This window comes from Cupriavidus sp. FW305-3-2-15-C-LB2, assembly GCF_058787575.1.
The window spans coordinates 1-25531 of sequence record NZ_JBYSZW010000055.1 but is presented as its reverse complement, the minus strand read 5'-3'; the positions used below and the strand labels follow the sequence as shown (position 1 = coordinate 25531).

Annotated in this window: 23 protein-coding genes; 7 read left to right on the top strand and 16 right to left on the bottom strand. The window is 67.0% G+C overall.

Annotation, left to right across the window (positions count from 1 at the left end; translation table 11 throughout):
• The first annotated feature begins 22 nt into the window (after positions 1 to 22).
• The 4 genes from AC3WRR_RS29570 to boxA all read left to right on the top strand — a co-directional run bounded on the left by AC3WRR_RS29570 (position 23) and on the right by boxA (position 5700).
• Positions 23 to 985, top strand: coding sequence for a helix-turn-helix transcriptional regulator (locus tag AC3WRR_RS29570; protein ID WP_011617543.1), 963 nt, complete (start codon positions 23 to 25; stop codon positions 983 to 985).
• 159 nt (positions 986 to 1144) lie between these two features.
• A complete protein-coding gene (boxC, locus tag AC3WRR_RS29565; protein WP_010812844.1) occupies positions 1145 to 2803 on the top strand; it encodes a 2,3-epoxybenzoyl-CoA dihydrolase in 1659 nt (552 codons plus the stop codon).
• A gap of 45 nt (positions 2804 to 2848) precedes the next feature.
• Positions 2849 to 4276 carry a benzoyl-CoA 2,3-epoxidase subunit BoxB gene (boxB, locus tag AC3WRR_RS29560; protein WP_492298823.1) on the top strand — a complete coding sequence of 476 codons (1428 nt, stop codon included), beginning with the start codon at positions 2849 to 2851 and terminating at the stop codon, positions 4274 to 4276.
• Positions 4277 to 4419: 143 nt separating this feature from the next.
• Entirely contained in the window at positions 4420 to 5700 is a 1281-nt protein-coding gene (gene boxA / locus AC3WRR_RS29555) for a benzoyl-CoA 2,3-epoxidase subunit BoxA (RefSeq protein WP_492298821.1), read from the top strand.
• 23 nt (positions 5701 to 5723) lie between these two features.
• On the opposite strand, the gene fusA is transcribed toward boxA, so the two are convergent.
• Both fusA and AC3WRR_RS29545 read right to left on the bottom strand, forming a co-directional pair.
• Positions 5724 to 7778: an elongation factor G gene (gene fusA, locus AC3WRR_RS29550; RefSeq protein ID WP_010812847.1), complete on the bottom strand. Its 2055-nt coding sequence runs from the start codon at positions 7776 to 7778 to the stop codon at positions 5724 to 5726.
• Between the two features lie 202 nt (positions 7779 to 7980).
• Entirely contained in the window at positions 7981 to 8868 is an 888-nt protein-coding gene (locus tag AC3WRR_RS29545; RefSeq protein ID WP_492298819.1) for an oxidoreductase, read from the bottom strand.
• 189 nt (positions 8869 to 9057) lie between these two features.
• Between AC3WRR_RS29545 and gcvA the strand changes: the two genes are divergently transcribed.
• On the top strand, positions 9058 to 9954 hold the full coding sequence (gene gcvA / locus AC3WRR_RS29540; protein ID WP_454749694.1) for a transcriptional regulator GcvA: 897 nt from the start codon (positions 9058 to 9060) through the stop codon (positions 9952 to 9954).
• A gap of 6 nt (positions 9955 to 9960) precedes the next feature.
• Here gcvA and AC3WRR_RS29535 read toward each other — a convergent pair whose 3' ends face one another.
• From AC3WRR_RS29535 to AC3WRR_RS29475, 13 genes are all read right to left on the bottom strand, one after another.
• Complete coding sequence (locus AC3WRR_RS29535; RefSeq protein WP_492298817.1) at positions 9961 to 11196, bottom strand: CaiB/BaiF CoA transferase family protein; 1236 nt, start codon at positions 11194 to 11196, stop codon at positions 9961 to 9963.
• A gap of 1 nt (position 11197) precedes the next feature.
• Positions 11198 to 11617, bottom strand: coding sequence for a PaaI family thioesterase (locus tag AC3WRR_RS29530; protein ID WP_492298815.1), 420 nt, complete (start codon positions 11615 to 11617; stop codon positions 11198 to 11200).
• On the bottom strand, positions 11614 to 12597 hold the full coding sequence (locus AC3WRR_RS29525; RefSeq protein WP_010812852.1) for a tripartite tricarboxylate transporter substrate binding protein: 984 nt from the start codon (positions 12595 to 12597) through the stop codon (positions 11614 to 11616). Before AC3WRR_RS29525 ends, AC3WRR_RS29530 begins: the two co-directional genes overlap by 4 nt.
• 32 nt (positions 12598 to 12629) lie before the next feature.
• Complete coding sequence (locus AC3WRR_RS29520) at positions 12630 to 13433, bottom strand: enoyl-CoA hydratase/isomerase family protein (RefSeq protein WP_010812853.1); 804 nt, start codon at positions 13431 to 13433, stop codon at positions 12630 to 12632.
• 11 nt (positions 13434 to 13444) lie between these two features.
• Positions 13445 to 14209, bottom strand: a complete 765-nt coding sequence (locus AC3WRR_RS29515) for an SDR family oxidoreductase (protein ID WP_010812854.1) — start codon at positions 14207 to 14209, stop codon at positions 13445 to 13447.
• A gap of 1 nt (position 14210) precedes the next feature.
• On the bottom strand, positions 14211 to 15356 hold the full coding sequence (locus tag AC3WRR_RS29510) for a thiolase family protein (RefSeq protein ID WP_010812855.1): 1146 nt from the start codon (positions 15354 to 15356) through the stop codon (positions 14211 to 14213).
• Between the two features lie 28 nt (positions 15357 to 15384).
• Positions 15385 to 15738 carry a Zn-ribbon domain-containing OB-fold protein gene (locus AC3WRR_RS29505; protein ID WP_010812856.1) on the bottom strand — a complete coding sequence of 118 codons (354 nt, stop codon included), beginning with the start codon at positions 15736 to 15738 and terminating at the stop codon, positions 15385 to 15387.
• A 200-nt stretch (positions 15739 to 15938) separates the two neighbouring features.
• Entirely contained in the window at positions 15939 to 16286 is a 348-nt protein-coding gene (locus AC3WRR_RS29500) for a hypothetical protein (protein WP_058696519.1), read from the bottom strand.
• Positions 16287 to 16480: 194 nt separating this feature from the next.
• A complete protein-coding gene (locus AC3WRR_RS29495; RefSeq protein ID WP_010812858.1) occupies positions 16481 to 17410 on the bottom strand; it encodes a LysR family transcriptional regulator in 930 nt (309 codons plus the stop codon).
• Positions 17411 to 17546: 136 nt separating this feature from the next.
• A complete protein-coding gene (locus tag AC3WRR_RS29490; RefSeq protein WP_010812859.1) occupies positions 17547 to 17990 on the bottom strand; it encodes a GNAT family N-acetyltransferase in 444 nt (147 codons plus the stop codon).
• Positions 17991 to 18225: 235 nt separating this feature from the next.
• Positions 18226 to 20340, bottom strand: a complete 2115-nt coding sequence (locus tag AC3WRR_RS29485) for a xanthine dehydrogenase family protein molybdopterin-binding subunit (RefSeq protein WP_492298813.1) — start codon at positions 20338 to 20340, stop codon at positions 18226 to 18228.
• Positions 20337 to 21314, bottom strand: coding sequence for an FAD binding domain-containing protein (locus AC3WRR_RS29480; RefSeq protein WP_492298811.1), 978 nt, complete (start codon positions 21312 to 21314; stop codon positions 20337 to 20339). Before AC3WRR_RS29480 ends, AC3WRR_RS29485 begins: the two co-directional genes overlap by 4 nt.
• Positions 21311 to 21844 (bottom strand): (2Fe-2S)-binding protein, encoded by a 534-nt coding sequence (locus AC3WRR_RS29475; protein WP_011617534.1) that lies wholly within the window; start codon positions 21842 to 21844, stop codon positions 21311 to 21313. The genes AC3WRR_RS29480 and AC3WRR_RS29475 overlap by 4 nt, the downstream gene beginning before the upstream one ends.
• 469 nt (positions 21845 to 22313) lie before the next feature.
• Here AC3WRR_RS29475 and AC3WRR_RS29470 point away from each other — a divergent pair, with 469 nt between their 5' ends.
• Complete coding sequence (locus AC3WRR_RS29470) at positions 22314 to 23198, top strand: helix-turn-helix transcriptional regulator (protein ID WP_492298809.1); 885 nt, start codon at positions 22314 to 22316, stop codon at positions 23196 to 23198.
• A 131-nt stretch (positions 23199 to 23329) separates the two neighbouring features.
• Complete coding sequence (locus tag AC3WRR_RS29465) at positions 23330 to 24103, top strand: SDR family NAD(P)-dependent oxidoreductase (protein WP_492298807.1); 774 nt, start codon at positions 23330 to 23332, stop codon at positions 24101 to 24103.
• Positions 24104 to 24150: 47 nt separating this feature from the next.
• Here the strand turns inward: AC3WRR_RS29465 and AC3WRR_RS29460 are convergent.
• Positions 24151 to 25531, bottom strand: a 1381-nt coding sequence (locus AC3WRR_RS29460) for an NAD(P)/FAD-dependent oxidoreductase (RefSeq protein WP_492298805.1), incomplete at its 5' end; no start/stop codon positions are given.

Here is a 25531-nt window from a genome sequence, read left to right as displayed (position 1 = left end):
AAAATAGAGCCGCGCCGAAATCATGTCAAGCACTATATTGCATGAATCTGGGTTAACCCCGGAAGTCGACCTGCATCATGATTCAGATGCACGTGCTGCCAACGGCACTGACAAGAACCCGTTTCTGGTCGCGCTGGGCGAGCGTGTGCGCGAGTTGCGCGCCTGCCGCGGCCTGACCCGAAAGGCCGCCGCGCAGGCCGCCGGCGTGTCGGAGCGGCACCTGGCCAACCTGGAATACGGCAGCGGCAACGCTTCCATCCTGGTGCTGCAGCACATTGCCGATGCGCTGCAGTGCTCGCTGGCCGGGCTGCTGGGCGACATCACCACGTCGTCGCCTGAATGGATCCTGTTGCGCGAACTGCTGGAGCACCGCGACGAAGCCACGCTGCGGCGCGTGCGCATTGCCGTGGGCGAGATGCTCGGCACGGGTGGCGAGAATGCCGGCCAGGCTGCGCGCAGCCCGCGTGTGGCGCTGATCGGGCTGCGCGGCGCCGGCAAGAGCACGCTGGGCGGGATGCTGGCCGAAGACCTCGACTTCCCCTTTATTGAGCTGAGCCGCGAGATCGAGAAGTTTGCCGGCTGCAGCATCTCGGAGATCCAGGGCCTGTATGGCATGAACGCCTATCGCCGCTACGAGCGGCGCGCGCTGGAAGAAGCCATCCAGATCTATCCCGAGGCCGTGATCGCCACGCCCGGCGGCCTGGTCTCTGATCCGGCCACCTTCAACCTGTTGCTGGCCCACTGCACCACAGTCTGGCTGCAGGCGGAACCGGAAGACCATATGGAGCGGGTGCGCGAGCAGGGCGACTTCCGCCCGATGGCGGCCAGCAAGGAGGCGATGGAGGACCTGCGCCATATCCTGGCCGGGCGCGCGGCCTTCTATTCCAAGGCGGAGTTCTCGCTGGACACCAGCGCTCAGCCGCTGGAACCCACATTTGCCGCGCTGCGCGAGCTGGTACGCCAGGCCTTGCGCATGCCGTTGTGACGGCAGGGGCGCAATAACCCGGCATCAGGAACGGTGACCCGCACCTCTTGAAGGATCTGCACAATAGTGCTTGCATGAAATCTGATTGATGAACTATAGTTCGTGTTACCAGATTCCTGTTCATGCACGATAGTGCAGTTTCGCAGAGGAGACACCGCCGTGACCACCGCCCCCCGCGTCGATTACCAGACCGCCCCCGCCCAATACAAACACCTGAAGCTGACGTTCGACGGCCCCGTCGCCACGCTGGCGGTGGACATCGACGAGAACGCCGGCCTGCGCCCCGGCTACAAGCTCAAGCTCAACAGCTATGACCTCGGCGTCGACATCGAACTGAACGACGCGCTCAACCGCGTCCGCTTTGAGCACCCGGAAGTGCGCACCGTGGTCGTCACCAGCGGCAAGGACAAGGTGTTCTGCTCCGGCGCCAATATCTTCATGCTGGGCGTCAGCAGCCATGCGTGGAAGGTCAACTTCTGCAAGTTCACCAACGAGACCCGCAACGGCATCGAGGACTCGTCGCAGCACAGCGGCCTGAAGTTCCTGGCCGCGGTCAACGGCGCGTGCGCCGGCGGCGGCTATGAACTGGCGCTGGCCTGCGACGAGATCCTGCTGGTGGACGACCGCTCGTCGGCCGTGAGCCTGCCGGAAGTGCCGCTGCTGGGCGTGCTGCCGGGCACCGGCGGCCTGACCCGCGTGACCGACAAGCGCCATGTGCGCCATGACCTCGCCGATATCTTCTGCACCACCACCGAAGGGGTGCGCGGCCAGCGTGCCAAGGACTGGCGCCTGGTCGACGATATCGCCAAGCCCGCCGTGTTCGCGCAGAAGGTGCAGGAGCGCGCGCTGGCGCTGGCAGCGCAGAGCGATCGTCCGGCCGATGCGCAGGGCGTGGCGCTCGAGCCGATCGAGCGGACGATCGAAGCGGATGCGCTGCGCTATATGCATGTGACGGTCGAGATCGATCGCGCCGGCCGTACCGCGACCTTTACCGTGAAGGCACCCGTCGGTGCGCAACCGCAAAGCATCGAGGAGATCGTCGCCGCCGGCGCCGCCTGGTACCCGCTGCAACTGGCACGCGAACTGGAAGACGCGATCCTGTCGATGCGCACCAATGAACTGGACATCGGCACCTGGCTGATCAAGACCAGCGGCGACGCCGCCGCGGTGCTGGCCACCGACGCCGCGCTGCTGGCGCACAAGGACCACTGGCTGGTGCGCGAGACCATCGGCCTGCTGCGCCGCACGCTGAGCCGCCTGGATGTGTCGTCGCGCAGCCTGTTCGCGCTGATCGAGCCGCAATCGTGCTTTGCCGGCACCTTCCTGGAACTGGCGCTGGCCTGCGACCGCAGCTACCACCTGGCGCTGCCGGACGACGAGGAGCGCGCGCCGAAGATCACCGTGGCGGAAGTCAATTTCGGCCTGTACCCGATGGCTACCGGCCAGAGCCGGCTGGGCCGCCGCTTCTACGACGAGCAGCCCGCGCTGGACGCGGTGCGCGCCAAGGCCGGCCAGCCGCTGGATGCCGATGCCGCGTATGCGCTGGGCCTGGTCACCGCCAACCCCGACGACATCGACTGGACCGACGAAGTGCGCATCGCGCTGGAAGAGCGCGTGGCGATGTCGCCCGATGCGCTCACCGGTATGGAAGCCAACCTGCGCTTCAACGGCCAGGAAAACATGTTCACCCGCATCTTTGGCCGCCTGACCGCATGGCAGAACTGGATCTTCCAGCGCCCCAACGCGGTGGGCGACAAGGGCGCGCTCAAGGTCTACGGCAAGGGCGACAAGGCCGCCTTCGACTGGAACCGCGTCTGATCCAGCCTTACACGACAACCGAATCGTCCCCTGAAGGAGACCACAATGTCCGGCATCAACTACAGCGACAAGATCCCCAACAACGTCAACCTGAGCGAAGACCGCACCCTGCAGCGTGCGCTCGAGCAATGGCAGCCCAACTACCTGAGCTGGTGGAACGACATGGGGCCGGAAGGCTCGCACAGCCATGACATTTATCTGCGCACCGCGATCAGCGTCGATCCGCAGGGCTGGGCCCACTTCGGCCACGTCAAGATGCCGGACTACCGCTGGGGCATCTTCCTGAACCCGGCCGAGGCCAACCGCAAGATCCATTTCGGCGACCACAAGGGCGAAGACGCCTGGCAGGACGTGCCCGGCGAATACCGCGCCAACCTGCGCCGCATCATCGTGACGCAGGGCGATACCGAACCGGCGTCGGTCGAGCAGCAGCGCCACCTGGGCCTCACCGCCCCCAGCATGTACGACCTGCGCAACCTGTTCCAGGTCAACGTGGAAGAGGGCCGCCACCTGTGGGCGATGGTCTACCTGCTGCACAAGTACTTCGGCCGCGACGGCCGCGAGGAGGGCGAGGCCCTGCTGGAGCGCCGCAGCGGCCAGCAGGACAATCCCCGCATCCTGCAGGCGTTCAACGAACAGACCCCGGACTGGCTGTCGTTCTTCATGTTCACCTACTTCACCGACCGCGACGGCAAGTTCCAGCTGTGCGCGCTCGCGGAAAGCGCCTTCGATCCGCTGGCGCGCACCACCAAGTTCATGCTGACCGAAGAAGCGCACCACATGTTCGTGGGCGAGTCCGGCGTGTCGCGCGTGATCCAGCGCACCTGCCAGGTGATGAACGAACTCAAGACCGACGATCCCGCCAAGCTGCGCGCGGCCGGCGTGATCGACCTGCCGACGCTGCAGCGCTACCTGAACTTCCACTACAGCGTCACCATCGACCTGTTCGGCGCCGATGAGTCGAGCAACGCCGCCACCTTCTACAGCACCGGCCTCAAGGGCCGCTACGAAGAAGGCAAGCGCATGGACGACCACGTGCTCAAGGGTCAGACCTACCGCATTCTGCAGGCGCAGAGCGGCCAGCTGACCGAGAAGGAAGTGCCGATGCTCAACGCGCTCAACGAAGTGCTGCGCGACGACTACATCAAGGACAGCATGGGCGGTGTGGAGCGCTGGAACAAGGTCATCGAGAAGGCCGGCATCCCGTTCCGCCTGAAGGTCCCGCACAAGGCCTTCCACCGCAATATCGGCGCGCTGGCCGGCGTGAAGGTGTCGCCGGACGGCCGCGTGATCTCCGACGCCGAATGGCGCGACTTCCGCGACCAGTGGTTGCCCAGTGAAGGCGACCGCGCCTTTGTCGCCAGCCTGATGGGCCGCGTGGTCGAGCCGGGCAAGTTCGCCAACTGGATCGCGCCGCCGGTGATGGGTATCAACCGCCAGCCGGTGGATTTCGAGTACGTGCGGTTCAACTGAGCCACGGCCTTACCCTTTGCTCCCTGTTTGCTCCCCTCTCCCGCTTGCGGGAGAGGGGCCGGGGGAGAGGGCAGGCGCGTCCATGAAGCGCCGCTGCAACAACGACCCTCACCCCGAACGCCCCTGATCCTGTGGAGACCGCCATGGACATGGCAGAAATTCAAGTCATCAAGCAGCACCTGATCGATCCCGAGATCTGCATCCGCTGCAACACCTGCGAAGCCACCTGCCCGGTGGGCGCGATCACGCACGACTCGCGCAACTACGTGGTCGATGCCGACAAGTGCAACCTGTGCATGGCCTGCATTTCCCCGTGCCCGACCGGCTCGATCGACAACTGGCGCGCCATGCCGAAGCTGCGCGCCTACAGCATCGAAGAGCAACTCAGCTGGGACACGCTGCCGGAAGAGCTGACGCCCGAGCAACTGGCCGACCTGGCGCCCGGCGCCGAGCTGCAGACCGCCGCGCCGGAGATTCCCGCCGCGTCGCCGCTGGCCGGCACCGGCGAAGACGCCGTCAACAGCGCCCGCTACGGCGCCACCGTGCCGCCGTGGTCCGCCGCGCATGCCTACACCAACCTGTATGGCGCCAAGTCCCCCAACAAGACCATCACCGCTACCGTGACCGGCAATGTACGCGTGACCGAAGTGGGGCGCGAGTACGACACGCACCACATCGTGCTGGACTTTGGCGCGACCCCGTTCCCGGTGCTGGAAGGCCAGTCCATCGGCATCGTGCCGCCGGGCACCGACGCCGGCGGCCGCCCGCACCATGCCCGCCAGTACTCGATCGCCAGCCCGCGCAACGGCGAGCGTCCCGGTTACAACAACCTGTCGCTGACCATCAAGCGCGTGCTGCAGGACCATGACGGCAACCCGGTGCGCGGCGTGGCCTCCAACTACATGTGCGACCTGAAGGTTGGCGACAAGGTGGAGGTGATCGGCCCGTTCGGCGCCAGCTTCCTGATGCCGAACCACCCGCGCTCCAACATCGTGATGATCTGCACCGGCACCGGCAGCGCGCCGATGCGGGCCATGACCGAATGGCGCCGGCGCTTGCGCAAGGCCGGCAAGTTCGACGGCGGCAAGCTGATGCTGTTTTTCGGGGCGCGCACGCAGGAGGAGCTGCCGTATTTCGGCCCGCTGCAGAACCTGCCCAAGGATTTCATCGACATCAACCTGGCGTTCTCGCGCACGGCGGGGCAGCCGAAGCGCTACGTGCAGGACCTGATGCGCGAGCGCGCGGCGGACCTGGCAGCGTTGCTGGCGGGTCCCGATACCTGCTTCTATGTGTGCGGGCTAAAGAGCATGGAAGAGGGCGTGGTGCTGGCGCTCAGGGACGTCGCGCAGCAGGCGGGGCTGCAATGGGAGGCGCTGGCTGAAGGGTTGAAGCGGGAAGGGCGGCTGCATCTGGAAACGTACTAGATGCAGCCGCGGGCGCGAACCCCTCAATCCGTATCCTGCTGCGCCTTGTGTTTCGATGCCATCTTGTCCTGCTGCGCCGGCGGCACGTTGTCGTAGTGGCTGAACTGGATGGTATAGCTGCCGTGGCCGCCGGTGATGCTGTTCAGCCGTGACTGGTAGTCGTTGAGCTCGGACAGCGGCACCTGGCCGGCCACCACCACGGCGTTGCCGACCGCGGTGCGCGTGCCGTGGACCTGGCCGCGCTTGGTTGAGAGGTCGCCGATGATGTCGCCCATGGCTGTGCCCGGCGCCGTCACCTCGATGTCGACGATCGGTTCCAGCACGCTGGGCCTGGCCTTGAGCACCGCGTCGATAAAGGCCTTGCGCCCGGCGGTCGCGAACGCGACTTCCTTGGAATCGACCGGATGGCTCTTGCCGTCATACACGGTCACGCGCACGTCCTGCATCGGGAAGCCCGCCAGCGGGCCGCTGTCCAGCACCTGGCGGATGCCTTTTTCCACGGCGGGAATGAACTGGCCGGGAATCGCGCCGCCCTTGACCGCATCGACAAAGTCGAAGCCCTCGCCGCGCGCCAGCGGCTCCACGCGCAGCATCACTTCACCGAACTGCCCGGCGCCGCCGGTCTGCTTCTTGTGCCGGTGATGGCCCTCGGCCTTGCCGCCGATGGTTTCGCGATAGGCAATCTTGGGCGGGCGCGTCACCACCTCCAGCTTGTATTGCTCGGTCAGCCGCTCCAGCGCGCAGCGCAGATGGAATTCGCCCAGGCCGAACACCACGGTCTCATTGGTGCCAACCGGATGCTCGACGCGCAGGCACGGGTCTTCCGCGCTGAGCTTGTGCAGCACTTCGGCCAGGCGCTGCTCGTTGCCGCGCCGCGCCGGTTCGATCGCCAGCCCGTAGATGGGAGTTGGGAACTCCAGCGGCGTCAGGTGGATATTGCCGTCCTCGGTGGCGTCGTGCAGCACGGCATCGAAGCCCAGTTCGTCGACCTTGGCCACCGCGCAGATATCGCCCGGGCCGGCCCGCGGGATCTCCTGGGTCTCCTTGCCCTGCAGCCGCAGCAGGTGCGCCACCTTGAACGGCTGGCGCCCGTCGCCGATATAGAGCTGGCTGTCGCGCGTGACCGTGCCCTGGTGGATGCGGAACACCGCCAGCTTGCCGACATAGGGGTCGATCACCACCTTGAAGACATGGGCCAGCACGTGCTTGTCAGGCACGGGCTCGGCGCGCACGGCCTTGCGGTGTTCGCTGCCATCGCCCGTATCGCGATAGAACAGCGGCGGATTGCCTTCAGTCGGGTTGGGCAGCAGTTGCACGAACACGTCGAGCAGTTCCGTGATGCCGGCGCCGGTGGCGGCCGAGGTAAAGCAGATCGGCACCAGGTGGCCTTCGCGAAGCGCGCGCTCGAATGGCGCGTGCAGCTGCTCCGGCGTGATCGCCTCGCCTTGTTCCAGGTACAGCTCCATCAGTTCGGGATCGATCTCGATCACCTGGTCGATCAGCGCATCGTGGGCGGCGGGAACAGATAAAAAATCCGACTCGCCGGCCGGATTGAAGAAGCAGTCCACCACCTGGCTGCCGTTGCCGGCAGGCAGGTTGATCGGCAGGCATTCCTTGCCAAAGGCCTCCTGGATGTCCGCAAGCAGCGCGGGCAGGTCGACCTTGTCGCCGTCGATGCCGTTGACGATGATCATCCGGCACAGCTGGCGCGCCTGCGCCCACGCCATCGCGCGGCGCGTGGTCATCTCGATGCCGGTCTGGGCATTGATGACGATGGCGGCGGTTTCCACCGCCGCCAGCGCGCTGATGGCGAGGCCGGAGAAGTCGGGATAACCGGGGGTGTCAAGCAGGTAGATGCGGGTGTCGCGGTAGTGCAGGTGGGCGGCGGCGGTGGTGAGCGAGCGTTTGTACTTGCGCTCGAGCGGGTCGCTGTCGCACACCGTGGAACCGCGTTCGACGCTGCCGGGCGTGTGCAGGGCACCGCCCTTGTGCAACAGCGCTTCGACCAGCGAGGTCTTGCCGCACCCCGCGTGCCCTAGCAAGGCGACGGTGCGGATGGCATCGGGACTATCGTGCATGGTGGCTCTCGTCCGGCAATGGCTGTCCGGGAATTATTGGCGAAATTCGCCGGAAGCGACATACGCGGATGCCCGACTCGGTGCATTGCCTGACGCAAGATGGCCCGCAAGTGGCGAGGCCGGCGCTCGGTCGGCCTCGTTTCGCGTGTCGCACGGCATGCCCGCATTGCAGCAAACCGTGCGCTGGTGCGCTGCAGCAAGATCAGCGGCGCACGTCGTCGTGGTCGGTCGACACCGCCAGCGCCTGCCACGCGGCCAGTTCGCTTTCCACCTTGCGGTTCTTCTCGGTGATGCGGTAGACCGTGTCCGAGCCCAGCGGCAGCCGCACTGGCGGGGTTTCGCTGTCGGCCAGGGTCAGCAGGGCTGCCGCCAGCTTGGCCGGGTCGCCGGGCTGCTGGTGGTTGGCCGAAGCCATGTGCTCGCGCATTGCCCCGACCGTATCGGCATATGCGGCGATCTCGGTGCGCACGCGCACCAGCGAGCTGGCATCGAGGAAGTCGGTGCGGAAGAAGCCCGGCTCGACCACGGTGGCGCGGATGCCCAGCGGCGACAGTTCCGCATCGAGCGCTTCGGTCAGGCCCTCCACCGCGAACTTGGTGGCGCCATAGACGCCCCAGCCGGGATACGCGGCGTAGCCACCGATCGACGAAATGTTGAGGATGCGGCCGCTGCGCTGACGGCGCATCTGCGGCAGCACCGCACGCGTCACGGTCAGCACGCCGAACACGTTGGTGGCGAACTGCTGCTCGACTTCCTCTGCGGAGGCCTCTTCGACCGCGCCGAGCAGGCCGTAGCCGGCGTTGTTGACCAGCACGTCGATGCGGCCGAAGCGGGCCACGGCGGCCTCGGCGGCGGCGATGGCCTGCGCTTCGTTGGTGACGTCCAGCGCCACGCCCACCAGGTTATCGTGCTCGCCCAGTGCGGCGGTGATGGTTTCCGGGCGGCGCGCGGTGGCGACGACCCGGTCGCCGCGTGCCAGCGCGGCACGGGTCAGTTCCAGGCCGAAGCCGCGCGAAGCGCCGGTGATGAACCAGACCTTGCTGGCAGCGTTGATGGCGTTGATGGCGGTGTTGGTGGTGTTGGCGGACATGGTGAATCTCCTTTCAGGGTGCTCGGTTTGACTGCGATGTCTGATGGCGGGGGCCACGGAGACAAATTTAGGCCGGCAACGCCCACAACACTAGGCGGTGCAATCGCGTTTCAATGACAACTATTAGTTTGGAATGGAAGTCCGGCGCGTCGATTGAGAAAGCCTCAACCGTATGGCAGACTCCCCGGCATGGACAAACTGCCCCCACTGAACGCGTTGCGCGCCTTCGAGGCCGCCGCCCGGCACCTCAGCATCACCACGGCCGCCGAGGAGCTGCACGTCACCCCCGGCGCCGTCAGCCGCCAGATCCGCGCGCTGGAGGACGGGCTGGGCGTGCAGCTGCTGCATCGCGGCCACCGCCAGATCTCGCTCACGCGCACCGGCGAGGACTACTACCGCGCCGTGACCAGGGCGATGGACGACCTGCGCGAGGCCACGCGGCGATTGAGCAAGCGCGCCAAGCGCAAGCAGCTGAAGGTGCGCGCCTACACCACCTTTGCCATGCGCTGGCTGATCCCGCGGCTGTCGAGCTTCCATGCCGCCAATCCCGGCATCGAGGTGCTGCTGACGGCGTCGCTCGATCCGGTCGACTTCCGCAAGGAAGACATCGACGGCGCGATCAGGCTGGGTGACGGCAAGTGGAGCGGCGTGAATACCTACCGGCTGGTGTCGAACATCCTGGTGCCGGTATGCAGCCCGGGGCTGCTGGAGGGCGGGCCGAAGGTGAAGAAGCCCGCCGACCTGCAGCACCAGACCCTGCTGCACTCGATCGCGCGGCCCGACGATTGGGCCCACTGGCTCAAGGCCGCGCGCGCCGACAAGGAGGTCGATGCGCGCAGCGGCATGACCTTCCAGAGCTCGGCCATGGCCTATGCGGCCGCGGCAGAAGGGCAGGGCTTCGCGATCGCGCAGCGCTTCCTGGTGGCGGCGGATCTCGACGCCGGCCGGCTGGTGGCGCCATTCCGCCAGACTGTGGACATGGGCGACTTCACCTACTACCTGCTGACGCCTGCCGATCGCAAGGAGAGCCCGAGCATGGCAGTGTTCCGGCAATGGCTGCTGGCGCAGTTTGACGCTCAGGGTTGAGCGCGCTCACGATGCCGCCGCGACCACGTGTCGCTTTTCCTCGATATCGCCGCAGTGGATAGCGCCCCGAGACGACAGCGCGGCGATTTCGTCGCGGCTGTAGCCAAGCTCGCCCAGCACCGCCTGCGTATGCTGTCCGCAAGCTGGTGCCGGCCGCGATGGCAACGCGTTCTCCTGAGCGCTGTTGATCGGGAATCCCGGCATGCGGATCTCGCCCAGCGTGTCGTGCCGGACGCGCTGCACCATGCGGTTGGCGGCCACCTGCGGATGCGCCATGACGTCCTCGTAGGTCGCCACGGGGGCGCACAGAATGTCGGCGTCCTGGAGCAACGCCAGCCATGTGTCGGTCGCGCGGGTGACGAAGGCACTGGTCAGCACCTCCACCATTGCCGCGCGATTGACCACGCGCAGCGGTGAAGTCGCAAAGCGCGGATCGTCGGCCAGTTCGGGCCGGCCCAGCACATCGCACAACCGGCGCCAGCGCTCGGGCATATAGGCGGCCACCATGACCCAGCCATCGGCGGTGCGGAAGGCCTGGTTGGGCGCTGAGTAGGGCGCCGCGCTGCCCACACGTTCCGGCAGTTGCCCGTCGGCGCAGTAGCTGGTGATGGACGACTGCTGCAGCGCCAGCGCCGCATTGAGCAGGTTGACGTCGAGATGGCCGCCCAGGCCGTCGCGGGCCCGCTGCGCGAGCTTCGCCAACACGCCCACGGAGGCCACGTAGCCGGTCATCACGTCGACGACCGGCGCCTGCACCTTGCACGGCTCGCCGTCGGGCAGGCCGGTCAGGCTCATCAGGCCGGAATCCGCCTGCATGATGCCGTCGACGCCGGCGCGGCTCGCATATGGTCCCTCCTGCCCGTAGGCGGAGATCGAGCAGTAGATCAGCGCGGGGTGTTCGTCCGCCAATTGCGCATGGCCAAGGCCGAGGCGTTCCATCACGCCGGGCCGCATGCTTTCCACCACGATGTCGGCACCCACGATCAGGCGGCGGGCCACGGCCACGCCGTCGGCGGACTTCAGGTCGATCGCCACGCCCAGCTTGTTGCGGTTGAAGCCGTGAAACAGCGCGCTGTCGTCGCCGAGCCAGCCGGGCCCCAGCCCGCGGCCCATCTCACCGCCCGGCGGTTCCACCTTGATGACCCTCGCGCCCATGTCGGCCAGCAGCATGGTGCAGGTCGGCCCGGCGCCGATCTGCGTGAAATCGATGACGGTCAGGCCGTCCAGTGCGTCGCGCAACATGTCATGCCTCCGGTAGGGTGCGGGATCGTTTGAACGTGCCTTGCGCGGTCGCCACCAGCACGCCGGCATCGGTGGTCAGCTCCGCCGAGGCGAAGTACAGGCTCTTGCCGGCGCGGGTGAGTTGCGCCGTGGCGCGCAGCCGGCCCGTGCTGGCCTTGCTGAGATAGCTGATCGTCAGCATGACGGTGACCGCGTGGCCGAGCGTGCCGTCCGGGCCGGCGGGCAACCCGGCGTAGCCGCAGGCGGCGTCGAGCAGCGTGGCGGTGACGCCGCCCTGCACGCTGCCCTGCCGGTTCAGGTGGCGTGGCTCGAGGTCGAGCTCGAAGGTGCAGCGGCTGTCGCCGACGCTGGCCAGGCGGATGCCGAGGTAGTCCAGCAGCGGGTTGTCGGTTGACGGCACCGTGGCGGGATGCATGTTCATAAGGCCACCTTGATGCCGTTGTCCTGGATCAGCCGCTGCCAGCGCGCCATTTCCTTGCCGATATAGGTCTTCAGCTCGGCCGGCGACGACGCCTGCGGCTCGAAGCCTTGCTTTGCCATCTGCTCGGCGATGTCAGGCGATTTCAGCGCGGCCACCAGTGCGGCGTTGAGCTTGTCGACCACTGGCTTCGGCGTCTGCGCCGGCGCCAGCAGGCTGTACCACAGCTCGGCGTCGTAGCCGGCGATGCCTGCTTCCGCAAAGGTCGGCAGGTCGGGCATCAGCGCGGTCCGCTTCTTGCCGGCGATGCCCAGCGCGCGCAGTTTGCCGGCGCGCACATACTGGATCGCCGAAGCAAAGGTCGCGAACGAGATCTGCACTTGCCCGCCCATCAGGTCGGTGATCGACGGCCCGGTGCCGCGATAGGGCACGTGCAGCAGTTCGGTCTTGTTGAGCCTGGCAAAGACTTCACCGGCCAGGTGCTGGGGCGTGCCGTTGCCCGGGCTGCTATAGCTGAGCTTGCCGGGATTGGCGCGGGTGTACTGGATAAAATCCTGCAGCGTGCGGAACGGCTGGTCGGGGTTGGCGACCAGCATGATCGGCACTGACGCGATCCGCCCCACTGGCTCGAAGTCGCGTTCGATGCTGAACGGAATCTTCGTGCCGAGAAACGGGTTCATCGTCACCTGGCTGGATGCGATCACCAGCGTATAGCCGTCCGGCGCCGCGTGGGCGACATAGTCGGCGCCGAGATTGCCGCCCGCGCCGGGCTTGTTCTCGATCACGACGGTCTGGCCCAGCAGCTTGCCCATCTTCGGCGCGATCAGCCGCGCGAGGATATCGTTGCCGCCGCCGGGGGCGAACGGCACCACCAGCGTAATCGGTTTTTGCCTGGGGAAGGGCGCCTGCGCCGCGGCGCCCAGCGCCGTGGCTGCCAGCATGCCGGCCAGCGCCACGCGTGCGAATCGGGTAATGCGGGTCATGGTCTGTCTCCTGTCTGTCTGTTTGCGAACGCTTAGCGCCCGGTGTAGCGGGGCTCGCGCTTCTCGGCGAAGGCCTGCCGGCCTTCGGTGCGGTCCGCGGTATCGCGCAGCACGCCCCAGTAGAGTTCGGTCAGTTGCTGGGCGTCGGCTTCGCTGAGGTGGCTGGTCTGGCGCGACAGCTTCTTGACGGCCTGCACCGCCAGCGGCGCATTGGCGGCGATGCGGGTCGCGATCGCCAGCGCACGGTCGAGCAGCGTGGCAGGCGCCACCGTCTCGGTGACCAGCCCGATGCGCGCGGCCTGCGCCGCGTCGATTCGCTCGCCGGTCAGCACCATCTGCATCGCATGCGCCGCCGGCACGGCCTTCAGCAGGCGATGCAGGCCCGAGACAGCGGGGATTGACCCGACCGCGGCTTCGGGCAGGCCGAAGCTCGCTTGTTCTGACGCGATCCGCGCATCGCATTGCAGCGCTATCTCAAGCCCCGCTCCAAGGCAATGGCCGTTGACCGCCGCGATCAGCGGCTTGAACAGGCCCAGGTCGGTCAGGTCCATCAGCCGGATATAGAGCCCCAGGTCGGCGGCCTGCTCCGGCGCGCGGAACAGTGCTTCCGGATAGGTCGCGGGCGAGCTGCGCGTGCCTTTCAGGTCGGCGCCCGCGCAGAAGGCGCGCGTGCCGGCGCCGGTCAGCACCGCCACGCGCAGGTCGTCGCGGTCGCGCACTTCGATGAGGTGCGCGCGCAGTTCGCGCAGCGCGGCCACGTCCAGCGCATTGAGGGCATCGGGCCGGTCGATCGTTAGCACGGCGACCGCGCCTTCGGTGTGGAGTCGTACAGTCATGGCTTGCCTCCTTACACGCTTGGCGACGACAGGCTGCGGCCGCCACAGACATAGAGCACCTGCCCGGTCACGTAGGACGACTGCGGGTCGAGGAAGAAGCTGACCGCGTTGGCGATATCGTCGGCGGTGCCGATGCGCTGCACCGGGACCGACTTCTGCAGCCGGGCCTGCACGTCGGGCGCGAAGCCGCGGAACAGCGGGGTATCGACGATGCCCGGCGCCACTGCATTGACGGTGATGCCCTTGCTCGCAAACTCGATCGCCAGCGAGCGCGTCAGGCTGACTACGCCGCCCTTGGCCGCGGAGTAGTTAGCCTGTCCGAATCCGCCCAGCCACGCCCGCGACGAGATATTGACCACGCGCCCGTAGCCGCGCTCGACCATGCCGGGCAGCGCCGCGCGGCAGCACAGGAACTGCGAGCGCAGGTTGGTATCGATGACCAGGTCCCAGTCGTCGTCGGTCATCTTCAGGAAGCGCATGTCGCGCACGGCGCCGGCGTTGTTGACCAGGTAGTCGACGCGGCCAGTGCGCGCCTGGATTTGCGCGAAGGCATCGTTGACCGCGGCCGAGTCGGTCAGGTCGGCACTGGCGCCAAAGGCGTTGAAGCCCTCGGCAACCAGCGCACCGACGGCGGTATCGAGCGCGGCGGCGTCGCGGTCGAGCAGGGCCACGGCCAGCCCCTGGCGGGCCAGTTGCGTGGCGATGCCCAGGCCGATGCCGCGCGCTGCGCCGGTGACCACCGCCACATGGGAAGGATCGAAGCGTTGCGTGCCCATCTCAGACTCCCAGCAGGTGGACGGAAGAAGCGGCGTGGTCCACGCCCGCGATGCCGCCGCCGGTGCATTGCGTCAGGCCGATGCGGGTATCCGCCACCTGGCGTTCGCCGGCGCGGCCTTGCAGCTGCCACAGGATCTCGACCATCTGCGCCACGCCGGTGGCGCCCAGCGGATGCCCCTTGGCCAGCAGGCCGCCGCTCGGGTTGACCGGCACGCGCCCGCCCAGGCGCGTCGCGCCGGACTTGAGCAGCGCCACGGCATCGCCACGCGGCGCCAGGCCGAGGGCTTCGTAGTAGAGCAGTTCGGCGATGGTGAAGGCGTCGTGCAGTTCGACCACGTCGACGTCCTGCGGGCCGAGCCCGGCCTGTTCGTAAGCCTGGCGCGCGGCGCGCGCGGTGATCTCGGCATCGAGGATATCGTCGTCGGCCTCCTCGCGCATGCCCGACACCACTACAGACGACAGCACCTTCACCGGCCGCGCCTGCGCCGGCCGGCGCGTGCTCAGCACCACCGACGCCGCGCCATCGACCTGCGACGGGCAGCACTGCAGCAGCGTCAGCGGGTCGGCGATCATGCGCGAGGCCAGCACTTCCTCGACCGTGGTGGTCTTGCGCTGCTGGGCATACGGGTTCAGCGAGCCGTGGTAGCGGTTCTTCACGGCCACTTCAGCGAGGTCGGACGGATTGGCGTCGCGCTCGTGCAGGAAACGCGTGCCGCGCATCGCATACACCGCGGGCAGTACCATGCCGGACTTCGCATAGAGGTCGGTCTTGTGGTCATTGCGCTGCAGCGGGATGGTGCCGCCGCCGAGCGCGGTCAGCTGCTCGATGCCGAAGACCAGCACCGTGTCGTATTGCCCGGCCAGCAGCGCGTGCCGTGCCAGGTGCACGCCGGTGGCGCCGCTGGCGCAGGCGTTCTCGACGTTGTAGACCGGGATGCCCTTGAGCCCCAGATCGCGCACGATCAGCTGGCCGAGGATCATGCCGCCCAGGACGTTGGCGCAGTAGACCGCCTGGATGCGGCCGGCCGGCACGTCGGCATCGGCCAGCGCCTTCAGGATTGCCTGTTGCGCCAGCTCCGGCGCCAGCACGCCGGGGTGCCGGCCAAACGGCGTCATCGCGCCGCCATGGATGTAGATGTCCTGCATCTTGCTTACCTCTCCTTCTCTCGATCGATCAGACCGTGACGGCCTCGAAGACATAGCCCAGCTCGGCGTCATGCCGCTGCGCGTAGCGTTCGCCGATGACCGGACGCGCCGCGCCCTGCAGGCGGCCGAAGATTCGCACCGGCCCGACGAAATCGACATAACCCAGCGCATACGGAGCCAGTCCGCTCTTGGGCGCGGGATGGATCACGGTGAAGCTGTAGAGCACGCCCGTGCCGGTGATGGCGACGGTCTCGTGGCCGTCCGCCAGCGGAGAGTCGGCGGGCAGCGCCGGGAAGATCCACTCGCCGGTGGCGCGGTCACGCGAGGCGAGCAGGTGGGGGACGGGTTCCGCGCTCCAGAGCGGATAGGGCTGGTCTGACATGGCTGTCTCCTGTGGGTTGGCCTTGGCGTAATATTTGTCGTCGGCGGCCTGCGCGACAAACGATATTTCCGGCGCTTTCGCTTGAGAAAAAGTCAAACGAAAAGGCGAGGCAGGGCGTCTGGAAAAGCGCTTTGTCCGGGGATTGGAGTCAGCCGTTCAGGGCTCGTCCTGCCGCGTTGCGTCGACTTCGGACCGGGCGATCACACCCACGCCGATGCGCCATTCAAGGCCGTGCCGCGCAGGCGCGGATTGCCTTCGACCGCACGGGCACCCTCGGTGTACGGATCGAACTTTCGCCCCGGCGTGGCCGAGACCCCGCTGCGGTCGAGCCCGGCGACGAGCGCAGTGGCGCCACTGTCATGCGCGCCTTCGGAGAAGGTGTCGAAGCGGCCCTGCCGCTGGCCGTCGGTGAACACGTCATGCGTGCGCGCTGCCACGCTGGCGGGCGCGCTGTTGCCGGCTTGCGCGGCATTGGCGTTCTGGAGGGAGACGGCGGCCACCAGCGAGATGGCGGCGGGAACAAGGGTGCGTGCGAGTTGGGCAATCATGATGTCGCTCCTGGAGACTGGTCATCAAAGAAAGAGGCGGACGGTGGCTGCTGCGCGTTTCCCGGTGTGGTTCCGGGGATGGCGCTGTGCAGCCGCCGTTGAGACCAATTTAGGCGTGGAGCGAACGTCGCACTAGAGAGTGGAATGGCGTTTCAATAGCAACTTCTGGTTGTCTGTGCTGCGGGGTAGCAGGCTCAGGTCACGACCCCGACCAGCCGTGACAGCGACTGCTCCGCGCCCCGGCCCGCCTCCACCACGAAGTCGATGAAGCGCCGGACCCGCACCGGCATCTGGCTGCGATGCGGGTAGTACATGTACATGCCGACATTGCTGCTGCTGTACCCCGGCAGGATCGCCTTCAGCCGCCCGCTCACGAGGTCGGCGTGGATCATGTAGGCGGGCAGCTGGCCGATGCCCATGCCGGCGCGCACCGCTTCGACCTCGGTTTCCACGTCATTGAAGCTCGCCACGGCAGGCACCTCCTGGTAGATCAGGTCGCCGTCCACCTGCAGCTCCCACGGCACCATGCGCCCGGTCGCGGGGCGGCGGAAGCCGGTGCACTGGTGCTGCGGCAAGTCGTCGAGGGTGGCCGGCTCGCCGTGCCGCGCCAGGTAATCCGGCGCCGCGCAGATGACCAGCGGCAGGTCGCACAGCCGCCGCGCCACCAGGTTCTGGCCGGGGCTGGTGCCGACGCGGAAGCCGACGTCGATCTTGGCTTCGACCAGGTCGGTGAAGAGGTCGCTCAGCACTACATCGAAGGTGATGCCGGGGTATTGTTCGCGAAAGCCCCGCACCAGCGGGACCAGCACGCGGCTGCCGAGCGACGGCGGAGCGGTCAGGCGGATCAGACCGTCGTTGTCGCTCTTGCTGCTGCGGACCTGCTCGAGCGCTTCGTCGAGCTGGCGCATGCCCGGCGCGGCCAGCTCGAACAGGCGTGCGCCTTCTTCCGTCAGGCTGAGCTTGCGCGTGGTCCGGTGCAGCAGGCGCACGCCGAGATGATCCTCCAGCGTGCGCACGGCCTTGCTGGCGGCCTGCGGGGTGACGCCAGCTTCCACCGCGGCGCGGTGGAAGCTGCCGGCGCGTACCACGCCGAGGAAGAGGGTGAGGACACGGGCCTTGTCCATGACTGGCAACGGATGGTGGAGAATGCCGCCATCATAGTGCCGATTTGGGGACAACCGGCGGGCGTGGGCCGCCACAGACCCCGTGCCTGTGAATTGCGGATAGAGCGAACAGAGCGGATTGAGCGGGCAGAGGCGTCTACTTCAGCTCGCAATGCATGCACAGCCCTGGCGGTATGCCTGCAATCCTGAGCGTGTGCGACGCGCGGACTTCAGCGGGAAGGTTCTCCGCGGAGACCAGCTGGAAGCCATAGCGGGCGAAATGACTCGGGCAATTGCTGGTCGCCAGTACGGCGCGACGCACGCCTTGCGCGCGCGCCCGCATCAATACCGCGGAGACCAGGTGAGTCGCCACCCCGAGCTGGCGATATTCGGGAAGGACGGCCACAGACCGGATGACGACGAGATCGTCGTATCGTTCGGCGCCGGCGCATCCAACGATGCGGCCTTCCAGCACGGCAACATGGAAAGTCTCCAGATGCGCTTCGATTTCGTGCTCGTCCAAGCCGCATTGCGCGAGAACCTTCGAAATTGCCGGCAGATCTTGCGTGCCCGCAGAACGAATGCGTAGATCTTTGATCATGATGAAGCCTGTCGCCGGCGGTCCTTGACGCGTGGGCGGATACGGAGTGTTTTGGTGTTGGGGGGGGAAAAGTACCTTATCAATCCCCGGCAGCCTAGGTTTTCGTACACTAGAAAACCCTAGGTCTTCGGGTAAGCCCTTAGAGAAATACATTTCAAAATCGCGTCGAGCCTGCGGATCCCCGCCGACGCCGTCAGTTTGGGCGGCGTCGGCGGCATGTCTCGCACTTGCCGGACTAGTGCTCGACCAGGTGCTCGATGCGGATCGGAAGCTCCCGCACGCGCTTTCCCGTTGCGTGAAACACGGCGTTGGCCACGGCCGGCGCCACGCCCACCAGCGCGATTTCACCTAACCCCTTGACGCCCAGTTCGTTCACATGGGGATCGACCTCGTCGACAAAATGCGCTTCCAGCCCGTGGATATCCAGGTTGACGGGCACGAGGTAATCCGCCATGTGCGCATTCACCGGCCGGCCGTCCCGCGGATCCAGCGCGGTTCGCTCCATCAGCGCCATGCCGATGCCGCCGACCATCCCGCCCGTGCATTGGCTGGCTGCGAGCCGCGGATTCACGATACGACCCGCGCCATAGGCGCCGACCACGCGCCGGACACGGATCGTGCCGACATCGGGATCGATGGCGACTTCGACGAACACGGCACCGAAGGCATGCATGGAAAACCGGCTGCGCACCTCGCCATCCGGGCCTGCCGTGGCGCTCGCTTCGATGGTGCCGTCCGTGCGATCCGCGCGCGCCTGGCGCTGGTCCAGCGCGGCAATGCAGGCCGCGCGCACGGCCGAGCCGACGGACGCGAGGGTCATCGAGCCCCCGTGCGGCGGGGTAGGTGGGAAATCCGAGCGGCCAAGGCTGAAGCGCACGCTGTCCATCGGCAGGCCCAGCGTCTCGGCGGCAATCTGCGTGATCGAGGTGTAGGTGCCGGGCCCCATGTCGCTGGCGGCGGCTTCGACTTCGGCCGTTCCGTCGGCAAGCAGGCGCACGCGGGCGCTGGCCTGGCCGTGGAAGACCGGGTAGCTGGCACAGGCCATCCCCCAGCCGATATGCAGGCGGCCGTCCCGCATCGAGCCGGGCGAGAGCGTGCGGCGGGACCAGCCGAACGCGTCGGCGCCGCGTTCGTAGCAGGCAAGCATGGAGCGACTGGAGAACGGCAGTTGCATGCCCTCGTCGAGCCCGGGTTCATTGCGCCGCCGCAGTTCCAGCGGATCCATCTCGAGGGCGTAGGCCAGCTCGTCCATCGCGCATTCCAGCGCAAAGACGCCGGTGGCCTCGCCCGGACCCCGCATAAAGGTCGGCGTGCCGATGTCCAGCGGCACCAGCCGGTAGCGAGTGCGCACATTGGGACAGCGATAGAGGAACGGCGTCACCGCAGTGAGTGCCTCGGTGAACTGCTCATGGCGGCTGGTTTCGCCGGTGCCTTCGTGCACGATGCCGGTCAGCCTGCCGTCGGGCGTTGCCGACAGCGCAATGCGCTGCACGGTGCGCGGCCGGTGCCCCGTCTGATGGAACATCTGTCGCCGCGACAGCACCAGCTTGACGGGCTTGCCCACTTCGCGCGCGGCGACTGCCGCCAGCGTGACATGCGGCCAGGTGCGCAGGCTGGTGCCGAAGGCGCCGCCGATAAACGGGCAGATGACGTGGACGTTCTCAGCCGGGATGCCGAGGATCGCCGCGATCTCGGCCTGCTCGTTGATCACGAACTGGCTCTTGCTCCAGAGCGTCAGCTGGTCGCCTTGCCAGGCGGCAACGGTGGCGTTCGGTTCGATCGGGAAGTGATTTTCTCGCGCGGCATCGTAGGTGGCGTCGATGCTGACGGCAGCCGCCGCCAGCGCGGCCTCGGGGTCGCCGCGGACCCGGTCCGCCGAATGGGGGCCTGGTTCGCGTCCCGCCTCCGGCACCACGGCTTCGGCGCGCTGGTCGAGCGGGTCGGAGACCGGTGATTCCTCGGCATAGCGAATCAGCAGCAGGCAGGCCGCATGCTCGGCCTGGTCCAGCGTCTGCGCCACGACCACGGCAACCGGCTGGCCATAGAAGCGGACGTGATCGTCCTGCAGGACATGCAGACGTTCGCCGTGTTCCGGATCGATAAAGCCCTTGTGTGGGGCGTACGCCAGTTTCGGCGCGTTTTCGTGCGTCAGTACCGCCAGTACCCCTGGCAGTCGGCGCGCGGCTTCGGCGTCGAGTGCGATCACGCGACCGAGTCCGATCGAAGCGCCCACGATCACCGCGTAGGCCTGTCCTGGCTGGTTGAAGTCGGCGGCATACCGCGCGCTGCCGGTCACCTTGGCGCGCCCGTCGACGCGGGCATGCGGCTGGCCGATATGGTTTGCGTTCATCTGCCTTCTCCTGCGAGTTCGAGGGCCCGTACCACCGTTCGTTGCAGCAGCGCGACCTTGTAGTGGTTACCTGGCAGCGGGGTGGCGCCTGCAATCGTGGTAAGCGCTGCCGCCTCGAAGCTCGCGCGCGTGGGCGGCCTGCCTTGCAGCGCGAGTTCGGCCGCGCGCATGCGCCATGGCCGGGTGCCCACGCCACCGCATGCGAGGCGAGCGGCCTGGATCACGCCATCCCTGACCTCGAAGGCTGCCGCGGCAGATACCAGGGCAAACTCATACGAGGCCCGGTCCCGCACTTTCAGATAGCGCGCAGTCCGTGCATAGGCGAGCGGTGGAACTCGCACCTCGGCAATGAGTTCGCCGGCCTGCAAGGTGTGTTCGAGATGCGGCGTGGTTCCGGGCAGGCGGTAAAGGTCTTCCACGCGGAAATGGCGCGCGCCGTGCGGACCCCGTACGTGGACCACCGCGTCCAGCGCGACCAGGGCAACCGCAAGGTCGGACGGATGCGTTGCGGAGCAATGGTCGCTGGCGCCCAGGATGGCATTGCCCGCGTGCAACCCGTCGATGGCCGCGCAGCCGCTGTCCGGGGTGCGCTTGTTGCAGGCGGCATCGAGCATGCGGAAGTAAGGACAGCGCACGCGCTGGAGCAGGTTGCCGCCGATGCTGGCCATGTTTCGCAACTGGGGAGAGGCGCCCTCGACCAGCGACTCGGCGATCACCGGGTGGAGCCGGCAAACGTCGGGATGCGCGGCGACATCGGACATGCGGGCCAGCGCGCCGATGACCAGCTCGTCGCCCTCCATGCGGATATGGTTCAGCGGCAGCGCGTTGATGTCTACCAGTTGCGTGGGCTGTTCCACGTGCTCGCGCATCAGGTCCACCAGCGTGGTGCCGCCGGCGATGAAGCGGGCCCCGGCCGCGGCCGCCGCCAGCGCTTCAGCTTCCGAGCCGGCTTTCTGCAGTGTGAACGGGATCATGGCAGCATCCTCCCGCCGACCTCGGCGATCGCCGCGACGACCCCCGGGTAAGCCCCGCAACGGCAGATATTGCCGCTCATCCAGAAGCGCACATCGTCGGCGGAGGTGGCATGACCCTCATTGATGCAGGCGACGCCGGACATGATCTGGCCTGCCGTACAGAATCCGCATTGGAAGCCATCGTGCGCGATAAACGCGGCCTGTAGCGGATGCAGCTCGCCGTCGGCCGACGACAGGCCTTCGATCGTGCTCACGTGGGCGTCGTTGTACATGGCGGCCAAAGCCAGGCAGGCGTTGATCCGGCGCCCGTCCACCAGCACCGTGCAGGCCCCGCACGCGCCCTGGTTGCAGCCCTTCTTCGTGCCCGTGAGGTCCAGGCGCTCGCGCAGTACGTCAAGCAGGGATTCGCGCGGATCGATATCGAGGCGATGCAGCGTGCCGTTGACCGTCAGGCACAGCGGCATGCGGGTTGAGCCGTAGCTATCGCCAGGCTGTGGTTGGCTTGCGTCGGAACGAACAGAACTGGACATAGTCGACATTCCTCTTTGCATAGCCCGGATGATTCGGGCGGTTGGGGACAGGGACTTCGCCCGGGCCTGCGCCAGCTTCGGCAGCGAACTGCCGGAACGACTGGGGGCGCATTCTGCAAGTCTCTGCAGGTTCGGCCTGACACTGGCCTGCCTCGGGACCGGAAGGTGTGTGGCTGCCTCGGACTGGTGGGACAGTCGTTGAAACGCTACAGGCACCGGCGGTCATCGCAATAGAACGTGGTTGCGCTGCGGTGGACGATTCTTGCGCTGACTCGTTGGATGATAGGTATGAAAAGGAGGACCAGCCGGCATGGCTTGCGTCAGGTCCCGCGGATTGTGCGGGCCGCTTTACTTCAACCGGATAAATTCATATGCTTTCATGCGCAGCGGGGACCTGGCCCTTGCCCCGACGCTACCGTCGTGGGCCCTTGCGGGGTATGTGCCTATGCGATCGCCGACGAGACATGGCGTGATCGATGCGGAGTTGCCGGTTCGTCCCGATGTCAGCAGCAGCGGACGCCCGTGGGCTGGCATCACCGTGCAGATCCATCACTGGCGCTCGGCCGGATCGGTGTCCTCTCCGGAGCTGGACCACGACATGCTTGCGATGCGACTCGCGGGACACGCCAGGCTTGAGCAGCGGCGACTGGGCCAGGTGCATCGCGGCATCGTCGTTCCCGGCAATATCAGCCTGCACCCGCGGCTGGTCGAATCCAGCTGGAGTTGGGACAGGCCCGGTTCCATCGTCATTGCGAGGATTCCGCAAAGCCTGCTGGCCGAAGCCGCTGATGCCACGATCCGCCAGCCACGCGCCGCGCACAGGCTCCGCAATTGCTTCGGGCAGCGCGACGGCTTCGCCGAGACCATTACCTTTACGCTGGCGCGAGAGATCCAGGCGGTCGCGCATCCGGCGCAAATGCTGATCGCCGAGTCCCTTTCCTGCGCGCTGTCGGCGCATCTAGTGCATCGCTTCAATGTCAGTGACCCGGGCGCCTCGTCACTTCCCGGCGGGCTCCATCCGCAGGCCCTCAGCAGGGTCCTGGACTATATCCACGGTACACCGGAGGTGGTGAAGCTGCAGGCGCTGGCGGATATGGCCAATGTCAGCCGCTTTCATTTTGCGCGCATGTTCAAGCGCAGCATCGGCGAAACGCCGATGGCGTATGTCGAGCGCGTTCGCTTGCTGCGCGCGCGCGAGATGATCCGCTCGGGAGACTATCCGTTGGCATTGGTTGCCACGCTTGTCGGTTTCGCCGACCAGTCTCATTTTGGACGGCGGTTCAAGCGGCATTTCGGATGTACGCCGGGTGAATTTGCCGGGCATAAGGATGCCAGTCAGGGAGCCGCTCTTTAGGCTGTCATGGGGCGGCGGTGGCCATGGCCGGTCCGGCGCCCGTCACCTGCCTCGGGGATTTCATCCATTCCGACGACGCCTTGAACACTTCGCCATGTGAACAATGTCCCACCCCCCAAGGAGACAATCACATGACAAAGCATCCATTCGACCTGAGCGGCAAAGTGGCACTGGTGACCGGCGGCAACGGCGGCATCGGCCTGGGCATTGCCGAAGGGCTGGCCGCGGCCGGCGCCGATATCGCGATCTGGGGCACGAATGCCGACAAGAACGCTGCCGCTGCCGACCGCCTGGCCCAGCATGGGCGCAAGGTGCATACCGAGCTTTGCGACGTCGGCGACGAGCAGGCGGTCGATGCTGCAATGCGGCGCACGGTGGCGGCGCTGGGGCGCATTGACGGCTGCTTTGCCAATGCCGGCGTGGGCAGCGGCAGCAAGGGGCCGTTCGACCAGATGCCGACCGAGGCCTGGCGCAGGACCATGCGCGTCAACCTGGACGGTGCCTTCTTCACGCTGCGCGCCGTGGTGCGGCAGATGCTCGTGCAGGGCGAGGGCGGGGTGCTGTGCAGCACGGCCTCGGTCGCGGCGATTGAAGGCGCGCCGCGCTCCGAGCACTATGCGGCCACCAAGGGCGGCGTGATCTCGATGATGCGGGGGCTGGCGGTGGAGTACGCGCGCAAGGGCATCCGCGCGCACTCGATCCTGCCGGGCTGGATCAGGACCGAGATGACCAGCGTGGCCCAGGGTAACGATGCCTTCCAGGAAATGGTGCACAAGCGCGTGCCGATGCGCCGCTGGGGTGAGGGTAGTGACTTCGCCGGGATTGCGGTGTACCTGATGAGCGCGGCGTCGGCCTACCACACGGGCGATACCTTTGTGATCGACGGGGGCTACACGCTGTTCTGAGGCGGGCCAGAAGCGTGGGCGCGCCAGGCGGCACGCCCACGCGCGAGTTACAGCACGTCGTCCTTCAGGTGATACCAGTGGTACAGCACCCGCTGCCCCATCCTCCGGAACGGCGCGAACATCTGCGATTCCACCATCTCCCGCACATTCGGGAACGGCAGCGGCGAACGGAAGATCGGCAGTTCTGGCAGCGCGGCAGCCTTGCCAGCAATCAACGCCGCCAGCCGCTTGCCAGCCTGCGCGGAGTACATCACGCCATTGCCGCCGTACCCCATTGCGTAATAGATCGACTGCGCCGGATCCGGCTGCGTGATACGCGGCATCATGTCGTGGCTGACATCGACCCAGCCCCACCACGAGTAATCGACCTGGATCCCCTGCAGCGCCGGGAACTTGCGGTGCATGTCGCCGATCAGCTTCTGCTTGTACTGCTCCTGCGGCGCGTCGTTGCCGGTGATGGCGCTGCGGCTGCCGATCTGCAGGCGGCCGTCTGGCATCAGGCGGTAGTAGTGGCGCAGGATGCGGGTGTCGGTGATGACCTGCGTGGTGCGGAAGTTGCACGCGGCCAGTTCGCTGGCCGTGAGCGGGCGCGTGACGATGGAGTTCGACAGGATCGGGAACAGCCGGTTCTTGAGCTCGCGGTGCAGCGTCTGCGAGGTATAGCCGCCGGTGGCCACACCCACCGCACGGGCGCGCACGATGCCGCCGGGGGTGCGCAGGTAATGCACGCCGTTACGCGTTTCCCAGCCGGTCACCGGGCTGGACGGATGCACCCTGGCGCCCAGCTCGCGCGCGCGGCGCAGGTAGCCGAAGGCGAGCTTGCCGGCGTGGATGCCGATGCCTTCGGGCTCATGCATGGCGCCCGCGGCTTCCTTGTCGTCGACATACTCGCGCCGCACGGTGTCGGCGTCCATGATCCGTGCGTCGTACTTGAAGACTTCGCGCAGGAGCTTGGCTTCCTTCTCCAGCGCCGGCATCACCTTGGCGCGGTGCGCGATATACAGGTGGCCGCCGGGCTGCGGGTCGCAGTTGATGTCTTTGATCAGGCCCTTGAAGGTCTCCATGCCGTCGCAGACTTCCTCATGCAGGCGCAGCGCGGTATCCAGGCCGTAGCGCTGGATCCACTGCGAGCGCTTGAGCCGCCCGGACGCGCATTGCGCCTGGCCGCCGTTGCGCGTGCTGCAGCCCCAGCTGACGCGGTTGGCTTCGAGCACGGTGGCCTTGATGCCGTATTCCTGTGCCAGGAAGATGGCGCAGGTCAGGCCGGTGAAGCCCGAGCCGATGATCGCCACATCCACGTCGATGTCGTGCGTGATCGGGCCGTCGTCGGCGGGCGGCTCGCCCGCGGTGCCGATCCAGTAGGTGGGCGCGTACTCGCGGCCGTGGCCGGGATTGGGGGTGTGCAGCGGGTCGTAGGCGGGGTCGTAC

Excerpts from the sequence above, each read along its gene's own strand:
- AC3WRR_RS29570 (WP_011617543.1), top strand. The coding sequence starts at position 23 with ATGTCAAGCACTATATTGCATGAATCTGGGTTAACCCCGGAAGTCGAC.
- boxB (WP_492298823.1), top strand. The coding sequence starts at position 2,849 with ATGTCCGGCATCAACTACAGCGACAAGATCCCCAACAACGTCAACCTG.
- boxA (WP_492298821.1), top strand. The coding sequence starts at position 4,420 with ATGGACATGGCAGAAATTCAAGTCATCAAGCAGCACCTGATCGATCCC.
- fusA (WP_010812847.1), bottom strand. The coding sequence starts at position 7,778 with ATGCACGATAGTCCCGATGCCATCCGCACCGTCGCCTTGCTAGGGCAC.
- AC3WRR_RS29545 (WP_492298819.1), bottom strand. The coding sequence starts at position 8,868 with ATGTCCGCCAACACCACCAACACCGCCATCAACGCCATCAACGCTGCC.
- gcvA (WP_454749694.1), top strand. The coding sequence starts at position 9,058 with ATGGACAAACTGCCCCCACTGAACGCGTTGCGCGCCTTCGAGGCCGCC.
- AC3WRR_RS29535 (WP_492298817.1), bottom strand. The coding sequence starts at position 11,196 with ATGTTGCGCGACGCACTGGACGGCCTGACCGTCATCGATTTCACGCAG.
- AC3WRR_RS29530 (WP_492298815.1), bottom strand. The coding sequence starts at position 11,617 with ATGAACATGCATCCCGCCACGGTGCCGTCAACCGACAACCCGCTGCTG.
- AC3WRR_RS29525 (WP_010812852.1), bottom strand. The coding sequence starts at position 12,597 with ATGACCCGCATTACCCGATTCGCACGCGTGGCGCTGGCCGGCATGCTG.
- AC3WRR_RS29520 (WP_010812853.1), bottom strand. The coding sequence starts at position 13,433 with ATGACTGTACGACTCCACACCGAAGGCGCGGTCGCCGTGCTAACGATC.
- AC3WRR_RS29515 (WP_010812854.1), bottom strand. The coding sequence starts at position 14,209 with ATGGGCACGCAACGCTTCGATCCTTCCCATGTGGCGGTGGTCACCGGC.
- AC3WRR_RS29510 (WP_010812855.1), bottom strand. The coding sequence starts at position 15,356 with ATGCAGGACATCTACATCCATGGCGGCGCGATGACGCCGTTTGGCCGG.
- AC3WRR_RS29505 (WP_010812856.1), bottom strand. The coding sequence starts at position 15,738 with ATGTCAGACCAGCCCTATCCGCTCTGGAGCGCGGAACCCGTCCCCCAC.
- AC3WRR_RS29500 (WP_058696519.1), bottom strand. The coding sequence starts at position 16,286 with ATGATTGCCCAACTCGCACGCACCCTTGTTCCCGCCGCCATCTCGCTG.
- AC3WRR_RS29495 (WP_010812858.1), bottom strand. The coding sequence starts at position 17,410 with ATGGACAAGGCCCGTGTCCTCACCCTCTTCCTCGGCGTGGTACGCGCC.
- AC3WRR_RS29490 (WP_010812859.1), bottom strand. The coding sequence starts at position 17,990 with ATGATCAAAGATCTACGCATTCGTTCTGCGGGCACGCAAGATCTGCCG.
- AC3WRR_RS29485 (WP_492298813.1), bottom strand. The coding sequence starts at position 20,340 with ATGAACGCAAACCATATCGGCCAGCCGCATGCCCGCGTCGACGGGCGC.
- AC3WRR_RS29480 (WP_492298811.1), bottom strand. The coding sequence starts at position 21,314 with ATGATCCCGTTCACACTGCAGAAAGCCGGCTCGGAAGCTGAAGCGCTG.
- AC3WRR_RS29475 (WP_011617534.1), bottom strand. The coding sequence starts at position 21,844 with ATGTCCAGTTCTGTTCGTTCCGACGCAAGCCAACCACAGCCTGGCGAT.
- AC3WRR_RS29465 (WP_492298807.1), top strand. The coding sequence starts at position 23,330 with ATGACAAAGCATCCATTCGACCTGAGCGGCAAAGTGGCACTGGTGACC.